Below are 15,658 nucleotides of genomic sequence, written 5' to 3' on the forward strand. Positions count from 1 at the left end.
GGGGGACGCTATCCCTGTTCGCGTATGGGGATAGCGAACGCTGGTCGCGATCCCCGTCCTCACGATGGAGAACCCAGATGCCACCGGAGAACACCCAGCCCAAGTACCGCCAGATCGCGGACTACCTGCGACGCGGCATCTTGGACGGCACCTTCCCGGCTGGCCAGCCGCTCCCGTCAGAGGAGGCGCTCGCGAAGCAGTTCGGAGTGACGCGCCCCACGGTTCGTCAAGGTCTCACGGAGCTACGGGCGTCCGGCCTGGTTGAGGTCATCATGGGACGCGGCACCTTCGTGCGATCACCGCACAGCCGACCCACCATGACGCGCCCCCGAGGCGTCCGCAGGAAGAGGAGCGGCGGCTACGCCGAAGCCGACGAGATCAAGTGGACGGAGGCAGAGGAGCCGATCGCGGTCCGCACGGACGCCCCGCTCGCCCTCGCCGATCTCCTCCGCATCCCGCCAGGCGAACCGCTCTACACGTACGACGCCCTACAGACTGCGGGACCAAGCTTCCGCCAGCTCCACCGCACGTACATCCCGTTCTCCATCCTGACCGGGACCAAGTACGAGGAAGAAGCACCGCCGCCGGCCCCGCAGCTCTACGCCGCCCTAGCGGAGCTGGGCCACGAACTCCACTTCACGGAGTACCTGCGCCCGCGGATGCCCCTCCCCGACCAGGCCCAGGCCCTCCGCCTTCCCGAGGGCGTCCCCATCCTGCTCATCCTCCGCGTCACCCTGAACGAGCACGACAAGCCCCTCGCCCTGGAGGAGTTCCAACTCCCCGGCGACGACCTAGAGCTGAGCTACGCCCTCTAGCAGGGACCGACGGCTCAAACTTTCTCTACGTCTTCAAGCCGGCTCGCTGACGCTCGCCGCGCGCTCCCCGGCTCACCGCCGGGGACACCGCTCCTGTCCTCGCCCCGCTTCGTCCCCGGCTCCGCCGCTCGCGCGCCGACAGCAAATCAAATGACCAGGCCCCTACGAGGCCTGCTATGGCTGGGGCGGTCAGCTCCACGGCTTTAGGCAGCCGCCATGGGGCGAGCCTCGAAGATCGGGCCCACTTCGGGCTATCGCGGGCAGGTCCCACCTGCCCGAGTCGCAGCAAGCTTACGGGCCCCGATCTCCCGCCCCGTGGCAGCTCCCGCCCAAAGTCGCTCCACCGACCTCAGTATGACACTAAAGAGGCAGATCACTAGCTCCGGCAATCAGGATCTTCTGTGCCAAAAATCGCATCAATATATTTTCCGCACGAAGCGATTCAGCCTCAGGAGAGAATGGCATGAGAAGGCCATCCTGCTGTCCCCCGCCGTCTTCTTTCGAGTGGACCACACGGCATCTAATTTCGTAAACCCTCTCACAAATAGCATTAATCAGGTCGACCTTTTTACCACCTATATCCAGAGAAGTCAATCCTCCGATCACTTGCCGCCTGTTACTGAAGTGCTCACGTACTTCGAGATTCGCATCGAAGAACCCAGAAATAGCATCCTCAGAGACGCAGTATCTGAGGGTAGACTTCAACTGGCCCCGCTCGTCACCATATCCCCTACCTGACTGCTGGGAGATGCGGAGAATGCGGGAAAGATCGCGATCATCATCCGTGCGAAAGGTTGGATCACGTAGTTCATTGCGCAGCTTATCCAGTAGGTCCCTCTGACTGTAGCGAGGGAAATAATATTCGAGGACCTGGTAATAGGCTAGAAACTCTAGCAGCGGCATACCTTGCGCAGACCTAGCATACCAATATAGGCTAAGCGGCTCCGTCGCATACTGAAGCCTCGGCAAAACGGGCGGCGTGTCAACACGAACAGCCCTCCTAGAAACCCGCATACCACCGAGTGGACGTATGCGCCGCATTGTTAGAGGGATACCATACTTTAGATCAATCTCGAACAGTATCGCACTACCTGCAATTTCAAGGAATTTGAGAGCCTCGTCGTGAGTCTGATTATTTCGTCCCTTGATTCTAAGGGTAGCTGCACTATATTTGGAGAGAAGGCTAAAATTCTTCGACGGTGAACCCAGTTCCGCCGACCAGTTCTCCCCTCGGTCGCCTCGCACCTCTACTACGCCCTGACTCCTGGACCACCTAGGGGAAGGGTCGTCAGAGGACCATCCAGGAATCCGATCGAGCATGCGCAGTCGCGGATAATTCCCTGCTAGAGCGACTTCAATACACGGCTCCCCTGCCAATGCTTCATAGGCCTCATACTCCCCGAGGCCGCGAAACTTCGCGAACTCGAACCCGAGATACCCAGGCGCATCGCTTTCGGAAATTGTGATATAGCGCGAGCGCCTGCCGCATTTAATTTCCACATCAAGGCACGCCGAGTCATCATACGAATTGGACCATTTATATTCAGCGCCCTGCGCTCTAACCTCCTCTTCTAGCGTGAGCAGAGGAGAGTCTGGATCCAAAGAATTTACAGGTTTCTTTTCGAGCGACACAATTCTCCCGACAGCTGTTAGAAGGTGAAATTTATGATCGCACGGCAACAAGCGCTGCGTCTTCAGGTTTGTGCACGTGCCAGAAAGGCGGAAGCCTCGGCGGGCCTACGCGCCGTCTAGATGACTGAGTCCAAGGGTTCGCCTGCGGACATGGCGCGAGGGCGCCCATGGTCAGTGTGTGAAGACAAACCTGGACACCCTCGCGACAGCACTCTATGCCCGGATCGACGACGAGTTGAAGGGTTCGCCGTGGCTGGCCCCGTGGCGTCCGAAGGTCGGGATCAGGCCCACCCTTAGTGACGCGGAACTGCTTACGCTCGCGGTGATGTCGGCGCTGCTCGGCTACACCTCCGAGCGGCGCTGGCTGCGTCGCGTCGACCGCGACTTCCGCGGCCTGTTCCCCTATGTGCCCCGGCAGTCCGGCTACGGCAAGCGACTGCGGGCCGCGGCATCCCTGCTCACCAGCATGATCCGGATCCTCGCCCGGGACACCTCGCTGTGGAGCGACGATGTCTGGCTGGTCGACTCCACCCCGGTGGGCTGCGGGTGCTCCCGGGAGACAGCCAAGCGCTCGGACCTGGCCGGCTGGGCCCAGTACGGCTACTGCGCGTCGCACTCACGGTATTTCTGGGGCTTGCGTCTGCACCTGGTCTGCACGCTCGGCGGCCTGCCGATCCTGTTCGCACTCACCGGCGCAAAGGCCGACGAGCGCGAGACTCTGCGCGACATGCTCGACACCGCACCCGACGTAACCGCCTCCCATCGCGGCCAGACCATCATCGGAGACAAGAACTACTACGGCCGGGAGTTCGAGAACGACCTCACCGGACGTGACCTGATGCTGCTGCGTCCGGCCCGCAAGGGCGAGCCCGAACGGGCCGGCGCGCACCTGTTCAAACCGCTGCGTCAGGTCATCGAGTCGATCAACCAGACCCTCAAAGGGCAGCTCGACCTGGAAAGACACGGCGGTAGGACCCCGGCGGGAGTCACCGTCCGGGGGGGCCTCCCCCTGAGTGGTGGACACGCTGATACTGGATCTGCTTGATCCGGAGGAAGCGAGAAGACCGCCGATGGCGATGAAGGACTACTCGGACGAGTTCAAGGCCGATGCCGTGGCCCTGTACGAGTCCACACCCGGGGCGATCTACAAGAGCATCGCTGCTGACCTGGGCGTCAACCGGGCGACCCTGCGTGAGTGGGTGCTGCGGGACCGCGAACGCCGTGGCGTCACAGCCGCGGCTGCGACGCCGGGCGCCCGGCCTCGGGAGGCCGTTGCGTCCGCTGATCCGGTCGAGCGTGTGCGGCAGCTGGAGGCGAGGGTGGCCGAACTCGAGGCAAGTGAGCGCAAGCTCGCCACCGAGCGGGACATCCTCCGCAAGGCGGCCAAGTATTTCGCCGGAGAGACGAACTGGTGAGGAGCCGCTTCCAGTTCGTTGACGACCACCGGGACACCTACGAGGTGAAGCGGCTCTGCCAGGTCCTGGACGTGAACCGGTCCAGCTACTACAAGTGGCTCGCCGGCGCCGAGGTCCGGGCTGGCCGGCAGCGGCAGGACCGGGTCCTGGCCGAGGAGATCCGTCAGATCCACGGCGAGTCCGGCGGCGCTTACGGCTCCCCGCGAGTGGCGGCCGAGCTCCGCGAGAAAGGGCAGCGGGTCAACGAGAAGCGGGTCGCCCGGATCATGCGGACGTTCTCCATCACCGGCATCCGCCTGCGCAGACGCGTGCGCACCACCGTCCCGGACCCGGCCGCCTCACCGGTCCCGGACCTGTTCCAGCGGGACTTCACCGCCACCGAGCCGGGGCTCAAACTCATGGGCGACATCACGTATCTCCCGCTCGCGGGCGGGGAGTTCCTCTATCTCGCGACGGTGCTGGACTGCTTCAGCCGCAAGGTCATGGGCTGGTCCATCGCCGACCACATGCGCACCAGTCTGGTCTCCGACGCGTTGCGGATGGCCGCCGCGACTCGCGGGAGTCTGGACGGCGCGGTGTTCCACTCCGACCACGGGGCCCAATACGGCTCCCGGGCCTACACCGACCTCTGCGACCAGCTCGGGGTCACCCGGTCGATGGGCGCGATCGGCACCAGCGCCGACAACGCGGCCTGCGAAAGTTTCCACGCTTCTCTGAAACGCGAGACCCTCCAGGGCGCCCACGACTTCGGCGACGCCGGCACCTGCCGTCGGACTGTCTTCGCCTGGCTGACCCGCTACAACACCCGCCGCCGGCACTCCGCCAACGGCTACCTCAGCCCCAACGAATACGAACACCGACACCACACCGCTAAACTCACACTCGCCGCGTGATCAATAACCGCGTGCCCACCTTCATGGGGGAAGGCCCCATCCTCGCGCTGACCGCAGCGATCTGGCACAACGATCAGACAGACCAGCCAGTCAAGCGATCACTGATCGCCTACGACCACTAACCGTGACCCCATCCCTGGGACTCATTCATCTAGTCATGCCGTGCCTCATCCGTGGCCGATCCACGGGTGGGCCACATGGAACCACAGTCACCAGCGGGCAGCGCCCATGGCGATGGCCCCTGACCGTCATGCCTGGTCAGAGGCCATCTTCCGTGGTGTTAGAGCGGACGCTGCGGGATTTGAACACACGGTGGGTTCACTGCCACAACGGTTGTCAAGATGGGCCTTCCCCCATGAAGGTGGGCACGCGGTTATTGATCACGCGGCGAGTGTGAGTTTAGCGGTGTGGTGTCGGTGTTCGTATTCGTTGGGGCTGAGGTAGCCGTTGGCGGAGTGCCGGCGGCGGGTGTTGTAGCGGGTCAGCCAGGCGAAGACAGTCCGACGGCAGGTGCCGGCGTCGCCGAAGTCGTGGGCGCCCTGGAGGGTCTCGCGTTTCAGAGAAGCGTGGAAACTTTCGCAGGCCGCGTTGTCGGCGCTGGTGCCGATCGCGCCCATCGACCGGGTGACCCCGAGCTGGTCGCAGAGGTCGGTGTAGGCCCGGGAGCCGTATTGGGCCCCGTGGTCGGAGTGGAACACCGCGCCGTCCAGACTCCCGCGAGTCGCGGCGGCCATCCGCAACGCGTCGGAGACCAGACTGGTGCGCATGTGGTCGGCGATGGACCAGCCCGTGACCTTGCGGCTGAAGCAGTCCAGCACCGTCGCGAGATAGAGGAACTCCCCGCCCGCGAGCGGGAGATACGTGATGTCGCCCATGAGTTTGAGCCCCGGCTCGGTGGCGGTGAAGTCCCGCTGGAACAGGTCCGGGACCGGTGAGGCGGCCGGGTCCGGGACGGTGGTGCGCACGCGTCTGCGCAGGCGGATGCCGGTGATGGAGAACGTCCGCATGATCCGGGCGACCCGCTTCTCGTTGACCCGCTGCCCTTTCTCGCGGAGCTCGGCCGCCACTCGCGGGGAGCCGTAAGCGCCGCCGGACTCGCCGTGGATCTGACGGATCTCCTCGGCCAGGACCCGGTCCTGCCGCTGCCGGCCAGCCCGGACCTCGGCGCCGGCGAGCCACTTGTAGTAGCTGGACCGGTTCACGTCCAGGACCTGGCAGAGCCGCTTCACCTCGTAGGTGTCCCGGTGGTCGTCAACGAACTGGAAGCGGCTCCTCACCAGTTCGTCTCTCCGGCGAAATACTTGGCCGCCTTGCGGAGGATGTCCCGCTCGGTGGCGAGCTTGCGCTCACTTGCCTCGAGTTCGGCCACCCTCGCCTCCAGCTGCCGCACACGCTCGACCGGATCAGCGGACGCAACGGCCTCCCGAGGCCGGGCGCCCGGCGTCGCAGCCGCGGCTGTGACGCCACGGCGTTCGCGGTCCCGCAGCACCCACTCACGCAGGGTCGCCCGGTTGACGCCCAGGTCAGCAGCGATGCTCTTGTAGATCGCCCCGGGTGTGGACTCGTACAGGGCCACGGCATCGGCCTTGAACTCGTCCGAGTAGTCCTTCATCGCCATCGGCGGTCTTCTCGCTTCCTCCGGATCAAGCAGATCCAGTATCAGCGTGTCCACCACTCAGGGGGAGGCCCCGATCGTTCATGCATGTAGTGGTTCGGCCTCCCGTCCGGGCTGCGGCGCTGGGGCGCCGGTCCCGGCCGGGAGGCCGAACTCCTCTGTATGACCTGGTCAGGAGGCGGTGGCGGCTGCGTCCTCTGCGGACCACTCGTCCATCTTTTCCGCGAGCAGGCCGACCGCCAGCAGCGCAGAGAGGCGGAGGGCCGTTTCCGGGAGGACCTTGCCCAGACTTACCACGCCGTCGCCGAGGATGTTGACGTCCGCGCGCAGGGTCTCGAAGCCGTCTGCCAAGTCGGCGAGGGCGAGTTGTTCGGCCAGGATCTCGGCCGCGCGCCTGCCCTGCGCCCAGCCGCGGACGTACGGGACGCCGGGAGTAAGGGTGCCTGCGGGCTGGGCGCAGGCGCCGCGGGGGTCGGTCATGTCGGGTCTCCCTCTTCGGCAGAGTATGGGTGGACGAAGGCAAGGCCGCGACGGAGGAGTTCCGCCAGGCGTTCAGCCGTGTCCGGGGCTACGCGGCCGAGTTCGACGTACCCCTGCCCGCAGGCGTCGAGATCGGCGCGCAGGAAGGGGACGTCACTCTCCAGACCAGCCAGGGTCAGCGACTCCCGCAGGTTAGTGACCGCTTGCCGGGCCGCCCGCCACTCCGGGCTGTCGATCGCCGGAACAGTCAGGTCGTCGCGGCTCACGGTCGAGTCGTCTTCACGCATCGGCCATCTCCTCCCCGTACCGCTCGGCCCGCGCGATCAGGCGGGCGGATGCCGCGAGCATCACGCCGAGGGCAACGGTCTGGAGCGGCGAGCAGTGTTGAGGCCGCAGCATGGGGCTCAGCCACTCGAAGCGGTCTCCCGGCAGGGGGACAGGCCCCGGCAGGACGACGTACGAGCCGTCGCCCAGGTAGCGGTACGCAGGAGGCGTCACCGTCTCCCGCGCCACGGTCCGCTCGAAGAGGCCGCGCGTGCCGGGCGGCACCAGGAAGCCGGTCCGGCCCGCCGCACGGTCGATCAGCGCCGCACCGGCCGGCATCCCACGGCGCCGGAGTTGGTCCAAGGTCTCGATGCCGAGGTGCTGTGCCGTCACCACCACGTCGAACAGCGCCCCCGCCGCCACCACTTGAGGCTGGCGCGGGTCGTCCGACCAGATCATCCGGAACTGTTGCGGATCACCGGAAGCCTCGCTGAGCCATTCGATGCTTCGCCGCGTCACCATCTGCACGCGCCATCACCCCATGCCACCCCGCGACGGTCCTTCCGCCGCTGAGTCCAGCGTCGGGCGCCACGGCTGAGCAGGGCAGATGACGACGGGTGACGTCCAGGGGTGACGTGGGGGTGACGCGCCAGATACCCGCGTCGCTGTCCGTCATCCCCCGCGAGAGGGTGGGCGCCGTAAACGGGCCGAGCAGTGACGGTGCACGCGCGTACAGTGATGGGCCAGTCACCCGCGTGAGACAGGCGAGGAGGGCGCGGTGGAGCAGCCGAACGGGCGGGTCGCCGACGTGATCCGGAGTGCCCGTCATTCGCTCGGCTGGGGACAGCTACGGCTCGTGAGCGAGCTGCGGCGCGCAGCTGCACGACGGGGGAAGACGTTGGCCTCCGACGCCAGCGTGAAGCGCCGGATCGCGAGTTGGGAGAACGGGCACAGCCAGCCTGACGAGTTCTACGGTGGGCTGTTGGCCGACGCCTTGGGCGTCACGGCCACGGACCTCGGGCTGACGGCCGACGAAGCGCCGGACGGCTTCGTCGTCGCAGAAGCGCAGTACCCGGACAGCTCCGAGGGCGCCCTCACGACGATAGCGGGGCTGTGGCAAGCGGATCTTGCGGACGTGCCGACGCTGACGCAGTCACCCGTGTCGGATCGGGCATGGGCCGACGCGTCCTTACGCTGGCTGGTCTCCCCGGAGCGCAAGGTCCCCGCGTCGAGCCATCAGGGCGGAGCACGGGTCGGGATGGCCGACGTCGCCATGGTGAAGGCCACTGCGGACACCTTTGCCACGCTGGACGACCGGTTCGGCGGAGGTCACGCTCGCCGAGCCGTCATCCAGTACCTCAGCCACGATGTGGCTCCCCTCCTGCACGGCACCTACACGGAAGCGGTCGGCCGCGCCCTCTTCGCGACCGTCGCCGAAGCGACGTTGCTCGCAGGCTGGATGTCGTACGACGCCGGCCATCACGGGCTCGCGCAGCGGTACTACCTGCACGCCCTCCGACTCGCCCATGACGCCGGCGACCGGCGCCTTGCGGGAAGTGTGCTCTCCGCGATGAGCCACCAGGCCACCTTCGTCGGCCGGTTCACCGACGCTGCCACGCTGGCGCGAGCCGCACGGATGGGGATCTCCGGGGTGGCGACCCCGACTCTCATGGCGCAGTTCTGGGCGATGGAGGCCCGCGCTCTGGCCCGCACGCCCGACCATCGCGCGACGCAGCACGCACTCACCGAGGCCGAGCGCTTCTTGGACCGGCGCAACCACGCTGACGAGCCCGAGTGGATCACCTACTTCGACGACGCCGAGCTGTCCGCCGAGGCCGCGCACTGCTTCCGCGACATCAACAGCGCGCAGCGGTCCGTCGAGCACGCCGGAAACGCCATGAGCGGCAGCCACATCCGCAGCGACTTCTTCGCGACGATGGTCCTCGCCGACGCGCACCTACGGGCGGGCGACATCGAGGAAGCGTGCCGCGTAGCTCTGGACGCGCTCGACCTCGGCGAGCAGCTTCGGTCGGCGCGGGCCGTCAGCTACCTCGCGGAGTTCCGCACCGCGCTCACACCGGTGCAGGCGAACGCCCACGTACGGGACCTGCACGAACAAGTGAGCGACCACAGGCTGTGGACAGCAGCCGACAACGACCTCAGCGCGTAAAAACGCGGAGTCAGAAGGGTCGCCAAAGGTGCCGGTCGCCCCCTGTGCGGATCGACTCGACACGGCGGGCGAACTCCTCGGCCGCCTTGGGTTCCGCCGCCGCCTTGCCCCCGAGCCAGAGCGTCATCATCAGCTCGCGCAGGTCGGCCAGCACTTCATAGCCGGGCCAGTTCATGACGTCGAAGCCGTAGTGGTCGACGAACGACTCGTACTCGGCGCGGGTGTGCCAGCCGATGCGGTCGTAGAAGAGGGCGGTCTGGATCAGGTCCCATTCGCGTGGTGCGAGCGCGAAGCCGTCCAGGTCGATGAGCACGGCCCGGCCCGCGCGGTCGCGGAGCACGTTGCCGATGTTCGCGTCCCCGTGGATCAGGCCGAAGGGCAGGACGAAGTCGAGCCGCCCGTACTCCTTCTCCAAGCGGTCCGCCCGCTCACGGAGATACGCCGCATCCTCCGGCCGCACACCCGCGCCCAGTCCCGCCAGCCCGGCTCGCACCTTCGGCGCGGGATCGAAGTACGGCAGCCTCAGCGACTCCGGCTCGTCCAGCCAGTGCAGTTGCTTGAGCAGGTCCGCCAACTCCGGCAGGGTGGCGTACTCCTCCTCGTCCTGGACGCTCTCCCAGTACGTCACCGCGTGTCCCTGGATCACCCGCGGCTGCGCGATGGCCGGCACCAACCGGTTGGCCGGGAGGTCCACCTCCGCCAGCCACCGGGCGACGCCCACGGCCCGCTCCACCTCGGCCAGGTCCTCAGCGTCAGCAGCAATACGGACGATCACCCGGCCGTCAGCGAGGGCGTACACAGCATTGGACCCCAGCCGCACCAGCCGGGCACCCTCAGCGTCGAGCCCCACGGCCGCGCACGCCTCCCCCAGCGCGCGCCCCGCAGCGTCGACCGTGAACCCGGACTCGCCCCTGCCCGCCACATCCGCGCCCTGACCACCGCTCACCATGACCTCGACCCTACGGGCCACGCACGTCCCTCGCGTGGGGCTTAACGTCATAGGGGCGTAATGATCAAGCCGTTCCCCAGCCCTCACCACGCCGACCGCCCAGGTCAGCCCCTCAGATGGAGCAACGGCCTACCCAGCCTCCGGAGCCGTGTGCGCAGGTTCGAATCCTGCCGGGGGCACCACCGGATTTAGGCTCTGACCTGCAGAAATGCCGGTCAGAGCCTTTCTTGTACCTGTCAAAACGCACACGGTCTTTTGACCATTGCTCTTTTCGGATACAGCAGGGCCTGATCGAGACGTTCCCGACCACCTCTCCCCTGTATTTCCGCTGGTCAGCAGCCTTGGGTGACGCAGCGGGCGGGCGTTGCGGCCTGCATTCAGGACGGTTCGGACGGCTTGTGCGCCCTATGGGCACTTCCCTCGGGAAACCGCCCGTGACCTGCTGCCATGCCGTGAGAGCGCTCTGAAACGCAACTGAACTTGATTGGGCGATGTCGGGGAGGTTCGCCTGACGGCGGGCGGGCGGGCGGTGCCGGTAGCTCTGGGGTCCGTGAGGTACGCGCAGGGCGGTGGGTTGACCGACGCTGAGAGGGCAGTGCGAGAGCGGGTGCGGCTACAGGCCGTGGAACGCTTTGAGCGTGGGGCGCTGCGGGTGAGCGAGCGGTCGATCGAGCGGTGGCGCCGGGGGTGGCGTAATGCCCAGGTCGCGCGGTCGGAGCGGGAGTTGGAGCGTGGCCCGTTGGGGCACGGGTGGGCGGATCAGCGGTGGACGCTGGCGCGGGTGAAGACGGTGATCGGTCGGCTGTTCCACGTCTCCTACACGGTGGAGGGCACCTGGGGGCTGCTGGAGCGGCACGGCTGGTCGTGGCAGCAGCCTGCGCGGCGGGCGATCGAGCGCGACGATGGAGCGGTTGAGCTGTGGAAGAAGGAGGTCTGGTCGCGGGTAAGAGCACCGCGGCGGCACTCGGCGCCTGGATCGTCTTCCAGGACGAGGCCGGGCAGTCGATGACGCCGCCGCGCGCCAGGACCTGGGGACGTATCGGCCGCACACCGGTGGTGCGGGTGCGCGGCCGGGGCTCCGGTCGGGTGTCGATGGCCGGGATGGTCTGCTACAAACCCGGCCAGCGTTCAAGGCTGATCTACGCCGTGCGCGAGTACCACGGCCGCAAGGACGAGCCGAAAGGCTTCGGCTGGAAGGATCTGCGCAACCTGCTGGTGCGCGCCCGCATCCAGCTCGGCGGACCGATCGTGCTGGTGTGGGACACCGTACGCCTGCACCTGACTGTCGGCATGCGGGAGTTCATCGCCGCGAACGCGCATTGGCCCACCGTCTTCCAGTTGCCCCCTACGCGCCGGACATCAACCCGCAGGAAGGTATCTGAGCACTGGTCAAGCGTGAGATCGGCAACCTCGCCGCCGCTGACCTCGATCAGATCACTAGAGCCGTCAAGCGCCGGCTCAAGCAGATCCAGTACCGCCCCGACCTGGTAGACGCCTGCCTCGCCGCCACCGGACTGATGGCGGACGGGTGACGCAGTGCGTCACCCGGACACTCACAGGCGGGAGTATTCGATGGCAGGCCACGGCTCCTGGCTGACAAGCTGTGTCCATGTGTCCCGAGTCCAACGGCATGTCCGGCATTTCTTGGCTGGGTAACCCGATCGACGCGCGTGCGCTATTCGGTCCGGAGCTCAGGTCGCTGCTCGATACCCTGCGCGGTCTGACACCCTCCGACTGGAGCCGGAAGGCAGCTGGCCACTGGACGGTGCACGATGTTGCCGCCCACCTCCTCGGTGACTACTACGGCCGCCTCGACCACGGCTACCGGAGCGGCTTCGCCGATGGTGAGACGCTCGAGGCGTTCATCCACCGCACGAATCAGGAATGGGTCGACCTGCACGCCGATGACAGCCCTGCTTCGCTCATCGACGCCCTGGCAGCGGCGGGCATCCAGCTCGCCCAGCGATTCGCCACAGCCAACCTTGACGCTCCCGCCCTGGGCGTGTCGTGGGCAGGCGTCGACCCCGCGCCGGCGTGGCTGGACATCGCCCGGGAGTTCACCGAGCACTGGACTCACCGGCAGCAGATCCGCCACGCCATCGGCCGCAACACCGACCCGGAACCGCATGCCCTGGCCATGGTCCTCGATACCTTCATGCGGGCCCTGCCCCACACGCTCCGCCACACGTCAGTACCGATCGGGGTGCAGGTCCAGGTGATCGCCGAGGGCCCTGCCGGCGGCGGCTGGACGGCGACTGCCACAGCGGACCGATGGTCGTTGTCCGAAGCGCCGAGCGGCCGACCAACCGCAGTCGTACTGCTGGATTCAGAGACCGCCTGGCGATTGTCTACGCGGAACATCGATCCTGCGGATGCCTTCTCGCGCGCCCATGTGCGAGGAGATCGTCGGCTCGTCGAAGCCGCGTGCCAGATCGTGTCCATCATCTACTGAATCGACGCTGGCCTCACCGGCCACCGTGCCTGACAACAACAGCGCCGGCGATGGGCACCGACATCACGCATTCAACTTCAGAAGCGGCGTCGAGGGTCGTTGCTCTTGGCTAACAGCTTCGCGCCGCGGCGGATTTTGTAGGATCCCGACACTCGTTTTCCGCATCGAATCTTAAAGAGCGTTTTGTCCTGCGAGGTGTGTTTGATTCGGGCTTCAGGTGTCGCGCCAGTTCGGGGTGGATTCATGGGTGAGTCTGCGGCTTATGAGATCGATCATGGCGAGGTGGATCATGGCTTCGGAGCGGTGTGGGTGGGTTTCGTAGTCGCGGGCGAGGCGGCGGTGGTGCATGAGCCAGCCGAAGGTCCGCTCGACGACCCACCGTCGGGGAATCACCTTGAAGCCTTTGACGCCCGGCTCGCGTTGGACGACTTCGACGTCGATGCCGAGGGTGGCTCCGTGGTCGATGACTTTGGTGCGGTAACCGGAGTCGGCCCAGGCCTTGGCGATGCGGGGGTGGGTTTGGGCGATGTGGGAGAGCAGGTGGATGCCGCCGGTGTTGTCCGACAGGCTCACGGCGGTGACCCAGACGGCCAAGAGGAGACCGAGGGTGTCGACGCCGATATGGCGTTTGCGGCCGGCGATCTTCTTACCTGCGTCGATGCCCTGGCCTGAGGCAGGCACGTTGGCGGGGTCTTGACGCTCTGGGCGTCGAGAAGGCAGGCGCTCGGTTCGGCATCGCGCCCCTCGGCCTGCCGTACCAGTTGGCGCAGCAGACCGTTGAGCTGGGTGGACACGCCGTCTTTCTGCCAGGCGGCGAAGTAGCCGTAGACCGTTTCCCAGGGCGCGAAGCCGTGGGGCAGGTAGCGCCAGGGGATTCCGGTCCGGTCGACGTACAAGATGGCGTCCATGATCCGCCTCAGGTCGTGCCGGGGAGGGCGTCCGATGTCCAGAGCGTTGCCACGGCGGTCGGCTCGCCAGGCTGTGAGGGCGGGTCCGATCAGCTCCAGCGGGCATCGGACAGGTCACTGGGGTACGGGCGCTGTCGCGTCATGTTTCGGTAGTACCGTCGGGCGTGGTCCGGCCGCAGGGCGTAAATGGGGGCGGACAGAGGCTTCTTGGGATCAGACAGGAGTGAACGGGTCGAATCCGGCTCGCTTCAGTCCTCGTTCGTTACACCTGCCACAGAAGCCTCTGCAGACTCAGTAGCCCCGGCACTCCAGTACTGGAGATGCCCACCAAACACACCCCACAGGACAATACGCTCTTTTACTGAGCTTCTTCGAGTTGGTCCCCGATCGGGTGACGTTCCACGAGGTGCAACGAGCGAGCAATCCGATCAACAGATCCCGTCCGGAGGCCTGATCGCCGGCTGGGGGCGCGTGTTGCAACAAAATTCACCTCTGTGCGCTTCCATGCGCCCGCGCAGATCGGACACGGATGCAAGACAGTAGTGCTGGGTACTCGCAGGGGTGACGCCGATGGCGGCCGGGGGCGACCATGACGATATGGGTGGCGTGCGCATGGGGACTGCTAGGGGCCGTGCTCGTGGAGATGCGCGGTCTGTGGATCGCGCTCCAGCCGTTCCGGGCCCCGAAGTGGCCCTGGCGCGATAGCAGAGGCCGCGCTCAGGTGGCGGGCTATGCCATCGCTGTGGCCTGCCGGTTCGGTATGGCGGCCGGGCTGAACGCTGTGTATGCCGCTGCCCACCAGATCGCGGGTCCGCTGGGAGCCGTGACGATGGGCATTGCGGCACCGCTACTAATTCAACAACTGGCTCTCCAGAACGAGCCTTCCCCCATGGATCCGCCCAGGGCGAAGGCATCTGCGTTGCCTCGGCACGCCTCAACTAGTGGGCGGAACGAGGCAGAACTGGCCACCGGGGCCGGTGAAACGACGGGAGGCGTAGATGCCCGTTGACCTGAGCAATGTGTTCCGAACAGCCCGAGTACACCTGAGGGGCCGCCCGCTTGAGCCCCTGCCGCCGCGCCGGACTCTGTGGGGCTGGGTCCGTGCTGCGCTGGCGTTCCAGCAGGCCCATCCGCAACTGCCCGACGATCTCGCTCCAGACGATAACCATTTTCGCTACCTCAGACGGCTCCACGCCAGGATCGGCTCACGGCTCGGCAATCAGATGGACCGGTCTGCCGACCGTGGGTTCCGGTATGCCGTATCCCAACTGGCCGTCGGGGACTACGAGGAGGGGACAAGGGCCTTGTCGGCCGTTCTACAGGCGGAACCGGAACACGCCGCGGCCCTGGCTGCCAGAGCCGCGGCGTACCGCCTGAAGGAAATGGACGATCTTGCGATCGCCGACGCTTCCCGAGCCGTGGAGCTCCAGCCGGACTTGGCCTGGGCGTACGCCACGCGTGGAGCGATTCACCGCGTAGAGAAGAACTACTCGCAGGCAATTGCGGACCTCGACAGAGCGATCGAACTGCGACCCAACTATGAGTGGTGTATCGCGGGCCGCGGCGAAACCTACCGTCTGATGGGGCAGCCCCAGAGGGCGCTCGTCGATCTCAACCGCTCCTATGAGCTGAATCCGCGCAACGAGTGGGCCCTCCAGTGCAGGATCTCGGCGTACATGGACTTGCAGGATGGGCTGACTGCGTTCCGTGTCTTTCGTGAAGGCATGAACGCATTCCGCGACGGTGATGTCCTGCTAGGCATGGGACTGCCAGCGCTGACCTACCGTCTGATGGGCATGGATCTCACTCGGTATGCCGACGACCCTGACGCCAGCGAACCGCCCCCACGGTCGGCTTCGGAACGTCGGCGGTGGGGGTGGACCGGCCGCAGACGGCGTTCAGACCGGGTGCACTGAGCTTTTTCGAGATGGCCACCCGGTCCGGTGACGGTCCGCGAAGCGCAATGAGCGCGGCTCCCGAGCTGTTGATCGAGATGTCTGACGTCTCAACCTGTCCCGCTCGGAAACACGATTCTTGGCGTGACCTGCAAACTCTTCCTCCCGGG

The 15,658-nt window shown here is 66.3% G+C and carries 14 protein-coding genes and 2 pseudogenes; 9 read left to right on the forward strand and 7 right to left on the reverse strand.

Translation table 11 applies throughout. The features are described 5' to 3' along the window. The first annotated feature begins 77 nt into the window (after positions 1-77). A complete protein-coding gene (locus OG900_12670) occupies positions 78-815 on the forward strand; it encodes a GntR family transcriptional regulator (GenBank protein WUH90865.1) in 738 nt (245 codons plus the stop codon). 360 nt (positions 816-1,175) lie between these two features. Here the strand turns inward: OG900_12670 and OG900_12675 are convergent, their stop codons facing one another. Continuing rightward, complete coding sequence (locus tag OG900_12675; protein WUH90866.1) at positions 1,176-2,447, reverse strand: hypothetical protein; 1,272 nt, start codon at positions 2,445-2,447, stop codon at positions 1,176-1,178. Between the two features lie 178 nt (positions 2,448-2,625). Between OG900_12675 and OG900_12680 the strand changes: the two genes are divergently transcribed. The 3 genes from OG900_12680 to OG900_12690 all read left to right on the forward strand — a co-directional run bounded on the left by OG900_12680 (position 2,626) and on the right by OG900_12690 (position 4,877). Then, entirely contained in the window at positions 2,626-3,492 is an 867-nt protein-coding gene (locus tag OG900_12680; protein ID WUH90867.1) for an IS982 family transposase, read from the forward strand. Between the two features lie 25 nt (positions 3,493-3,517). After that, a protein-coding gene (locus OG900_12685; GenBank protein WUH90868.1) for an IS3 family transposase occupies positions 3,518-4,755 on the forward strand; the annotation gives its coding sequence in 2 pieces (ribosomal slippage) (positions 3,518-3,841 and positions 3,844-4,755; 1,236 coding nt in all). After that, positions 4,752-4,877, forward strand: coding sequence for a hypothetical protein (locus OG900_12690; GenBank protein ID WUH90869.1), 126 nt, complete (start codon positions 4,752-4,754; stop codon positions 4,875-4,877). Before OG900_12685 ends, OG900_12690 begins: the two co-directional genes overlap by 4 nt. 258 nt (positions 4,878-5,135) lie before the next feature. Here OG900_12690 and OG900_12695 read toward each other — a convergent pair. The 4 genes from OG900_12695 to OG900_12710 all read right to left on the reverse strand — a co-directional run bounded on the left by OG900_12695 (position 5,136) and on the right by OG900_12710 (position 7,636). Then, positions 5,136-6,373 (reverse strand): IS3 family transposase gene (locus OG900_12695; GenBank protein WUH90870.1). Its coding sequence is split into 2 segments (ribosomal slippage): positions 5,136-6,047 and positions 6,050-6,373, totalling 1,236 coding nucleotides; the frame shifts between segments, so codons are not numbered across the junction. Between the two features lie 168 nt (positions 6,374-6,541). Then, on the reverse strand, positions 6,542-6,850 hold the full coding sequence (locus OG900_12700) for a hypothetical protein (protein WUH90871.1): 309 nt from the start codon (positions 6,848-6,850) through the stop codon (positions 6,542-6,544). Continuing rightward, on the reverse strand, positions 6,847-7,137 hold the full coding sequence (locus OG900_12705) for a hypothetical protein (GenBank protein ID WUH90872.1): 291 nt from the start codon (positions 7,135-7,137) through the stop codon (positions 6,847-6,849). Before OG900_12705 ends, OG900_12700 begins: the two co-directional genes overlap by 4 nt. Then, positions 7,130-7,636: a bifunctional DNA primase/polymerase gene (locus OG900_12710; GenBank protein WUH95733.1), complete on the reverse strand. Its 507-nt coding sequence runs from the start codon at positions 7,634-7,636 to the stop codon at positions 7,130-7,132. Before OG900_12710 ends, OG900_12705 begins: the two co-directional genes overlap by 8 nt. 394 nt (positions 7,637-8,030) lie before the next feature. Here OG900_12710 and OG900_12715 point away from each other — a divergent pair, with 394 nt between their 5' ends. Then, a complete protein-coding gene (locus OG900_12715) occupies positions 8,031-9,284 on the forward strand; it encodes a hypothetical protein (protein WUH95734.1) in 1,254 nt (417 codons plus the stop codon). 10 nt (positions 9,285-9,294) lie between these two features. Here the strand turns inward: OG900_12715 and OG900_12720 are convergent, their stop codons facing one another. Beyond that, complete coding sequence (locus OG900_12720; protein WUH90873.1) at positions 9,295-10,233, reverse strand: aminoglycoside phosphotransferase family protein; 939 nt, start codon at positions 10,231-10,233, stop codon at positions 9,295-9,297. A 550-nt stretch (positions 10,234-10,783) separates the two neighbouring features. Between OG900_12720 and OG900_12725 the strand changes: the two genes are divergently transcribed. The 3 genes and pseudogenes from OG900_12725 to OG900_12735 all read left to right on the forward strand — a co-directional run bounded on the left by OG900_12725 (position 10,784) and on the right by OG900_12735 (position 12,685). Continuing rightward, entirely contained in the window at positions 10,784-11,242 is a 459-nt protein-coding gene (locus OG900_12725) for a winged helix-turn-helix domain-containing protein (GenBank protein ID WUH90874.1), read from the forward strand. Continuing rightward, a pseudogene (locus tag OG900_12730) lies at positions 11,239-11,765 on the forward strand (transposase). Before OG900_12725 ends, OG900_12730 begins: the two are co-directional and overlap by 4 nt. A 98-nt stretch (positions 11,766-11,863) precedes the next feature. Beyond that, on the forward strand, positions 11,864-12,685 hold the full coding sequence (locus OG900_12735) for a maleylpyruvate isomerase family mycothiol-dependent enzyme (protein ID WUH90875.1): 822 nt from the start codon (positions 11,864-11,866) through the stop codon (positions 12,683-12,685). Between the two features lie 213 nt (positions 12,686-12,898). Here OG900_12735 and OG900_12740 read toward each other — a convergent pair. Next, positions 12,899-13,736 (reverse strand): annotated as a pseudogene (locus OG900_12740) (IS5 family transposase). A gap of 855 nt (positions 13,737-14,591) precedes the next feature. Between OG900_12740 and OG900_12745 the strand changes: the two are divergent. Continuing rightward, the gene (locus OG900_12745; GenBank protein WUH90876.1) at positions 14,592-15,509 is read left to right on the forward strand and encodes a tetratricopeptide repeat protein; all 918 of its coding nucleotides are present in this window, start codon (positions 14,592-14,594) and stop codon (positions 15,507-15,509) included. The last annotated feature ends 149 nt before the right edge of the window (positions 15,510-15,658 follow it).

This window comes from Streptomyces sp. NBC_00433 (genome assembly GCA_036015235.1).
GTDB lineage: Bacteria > Actinomycetota > Actinomycetes > Streptomycetales > Streptomycetaceae > Actinacidiphila.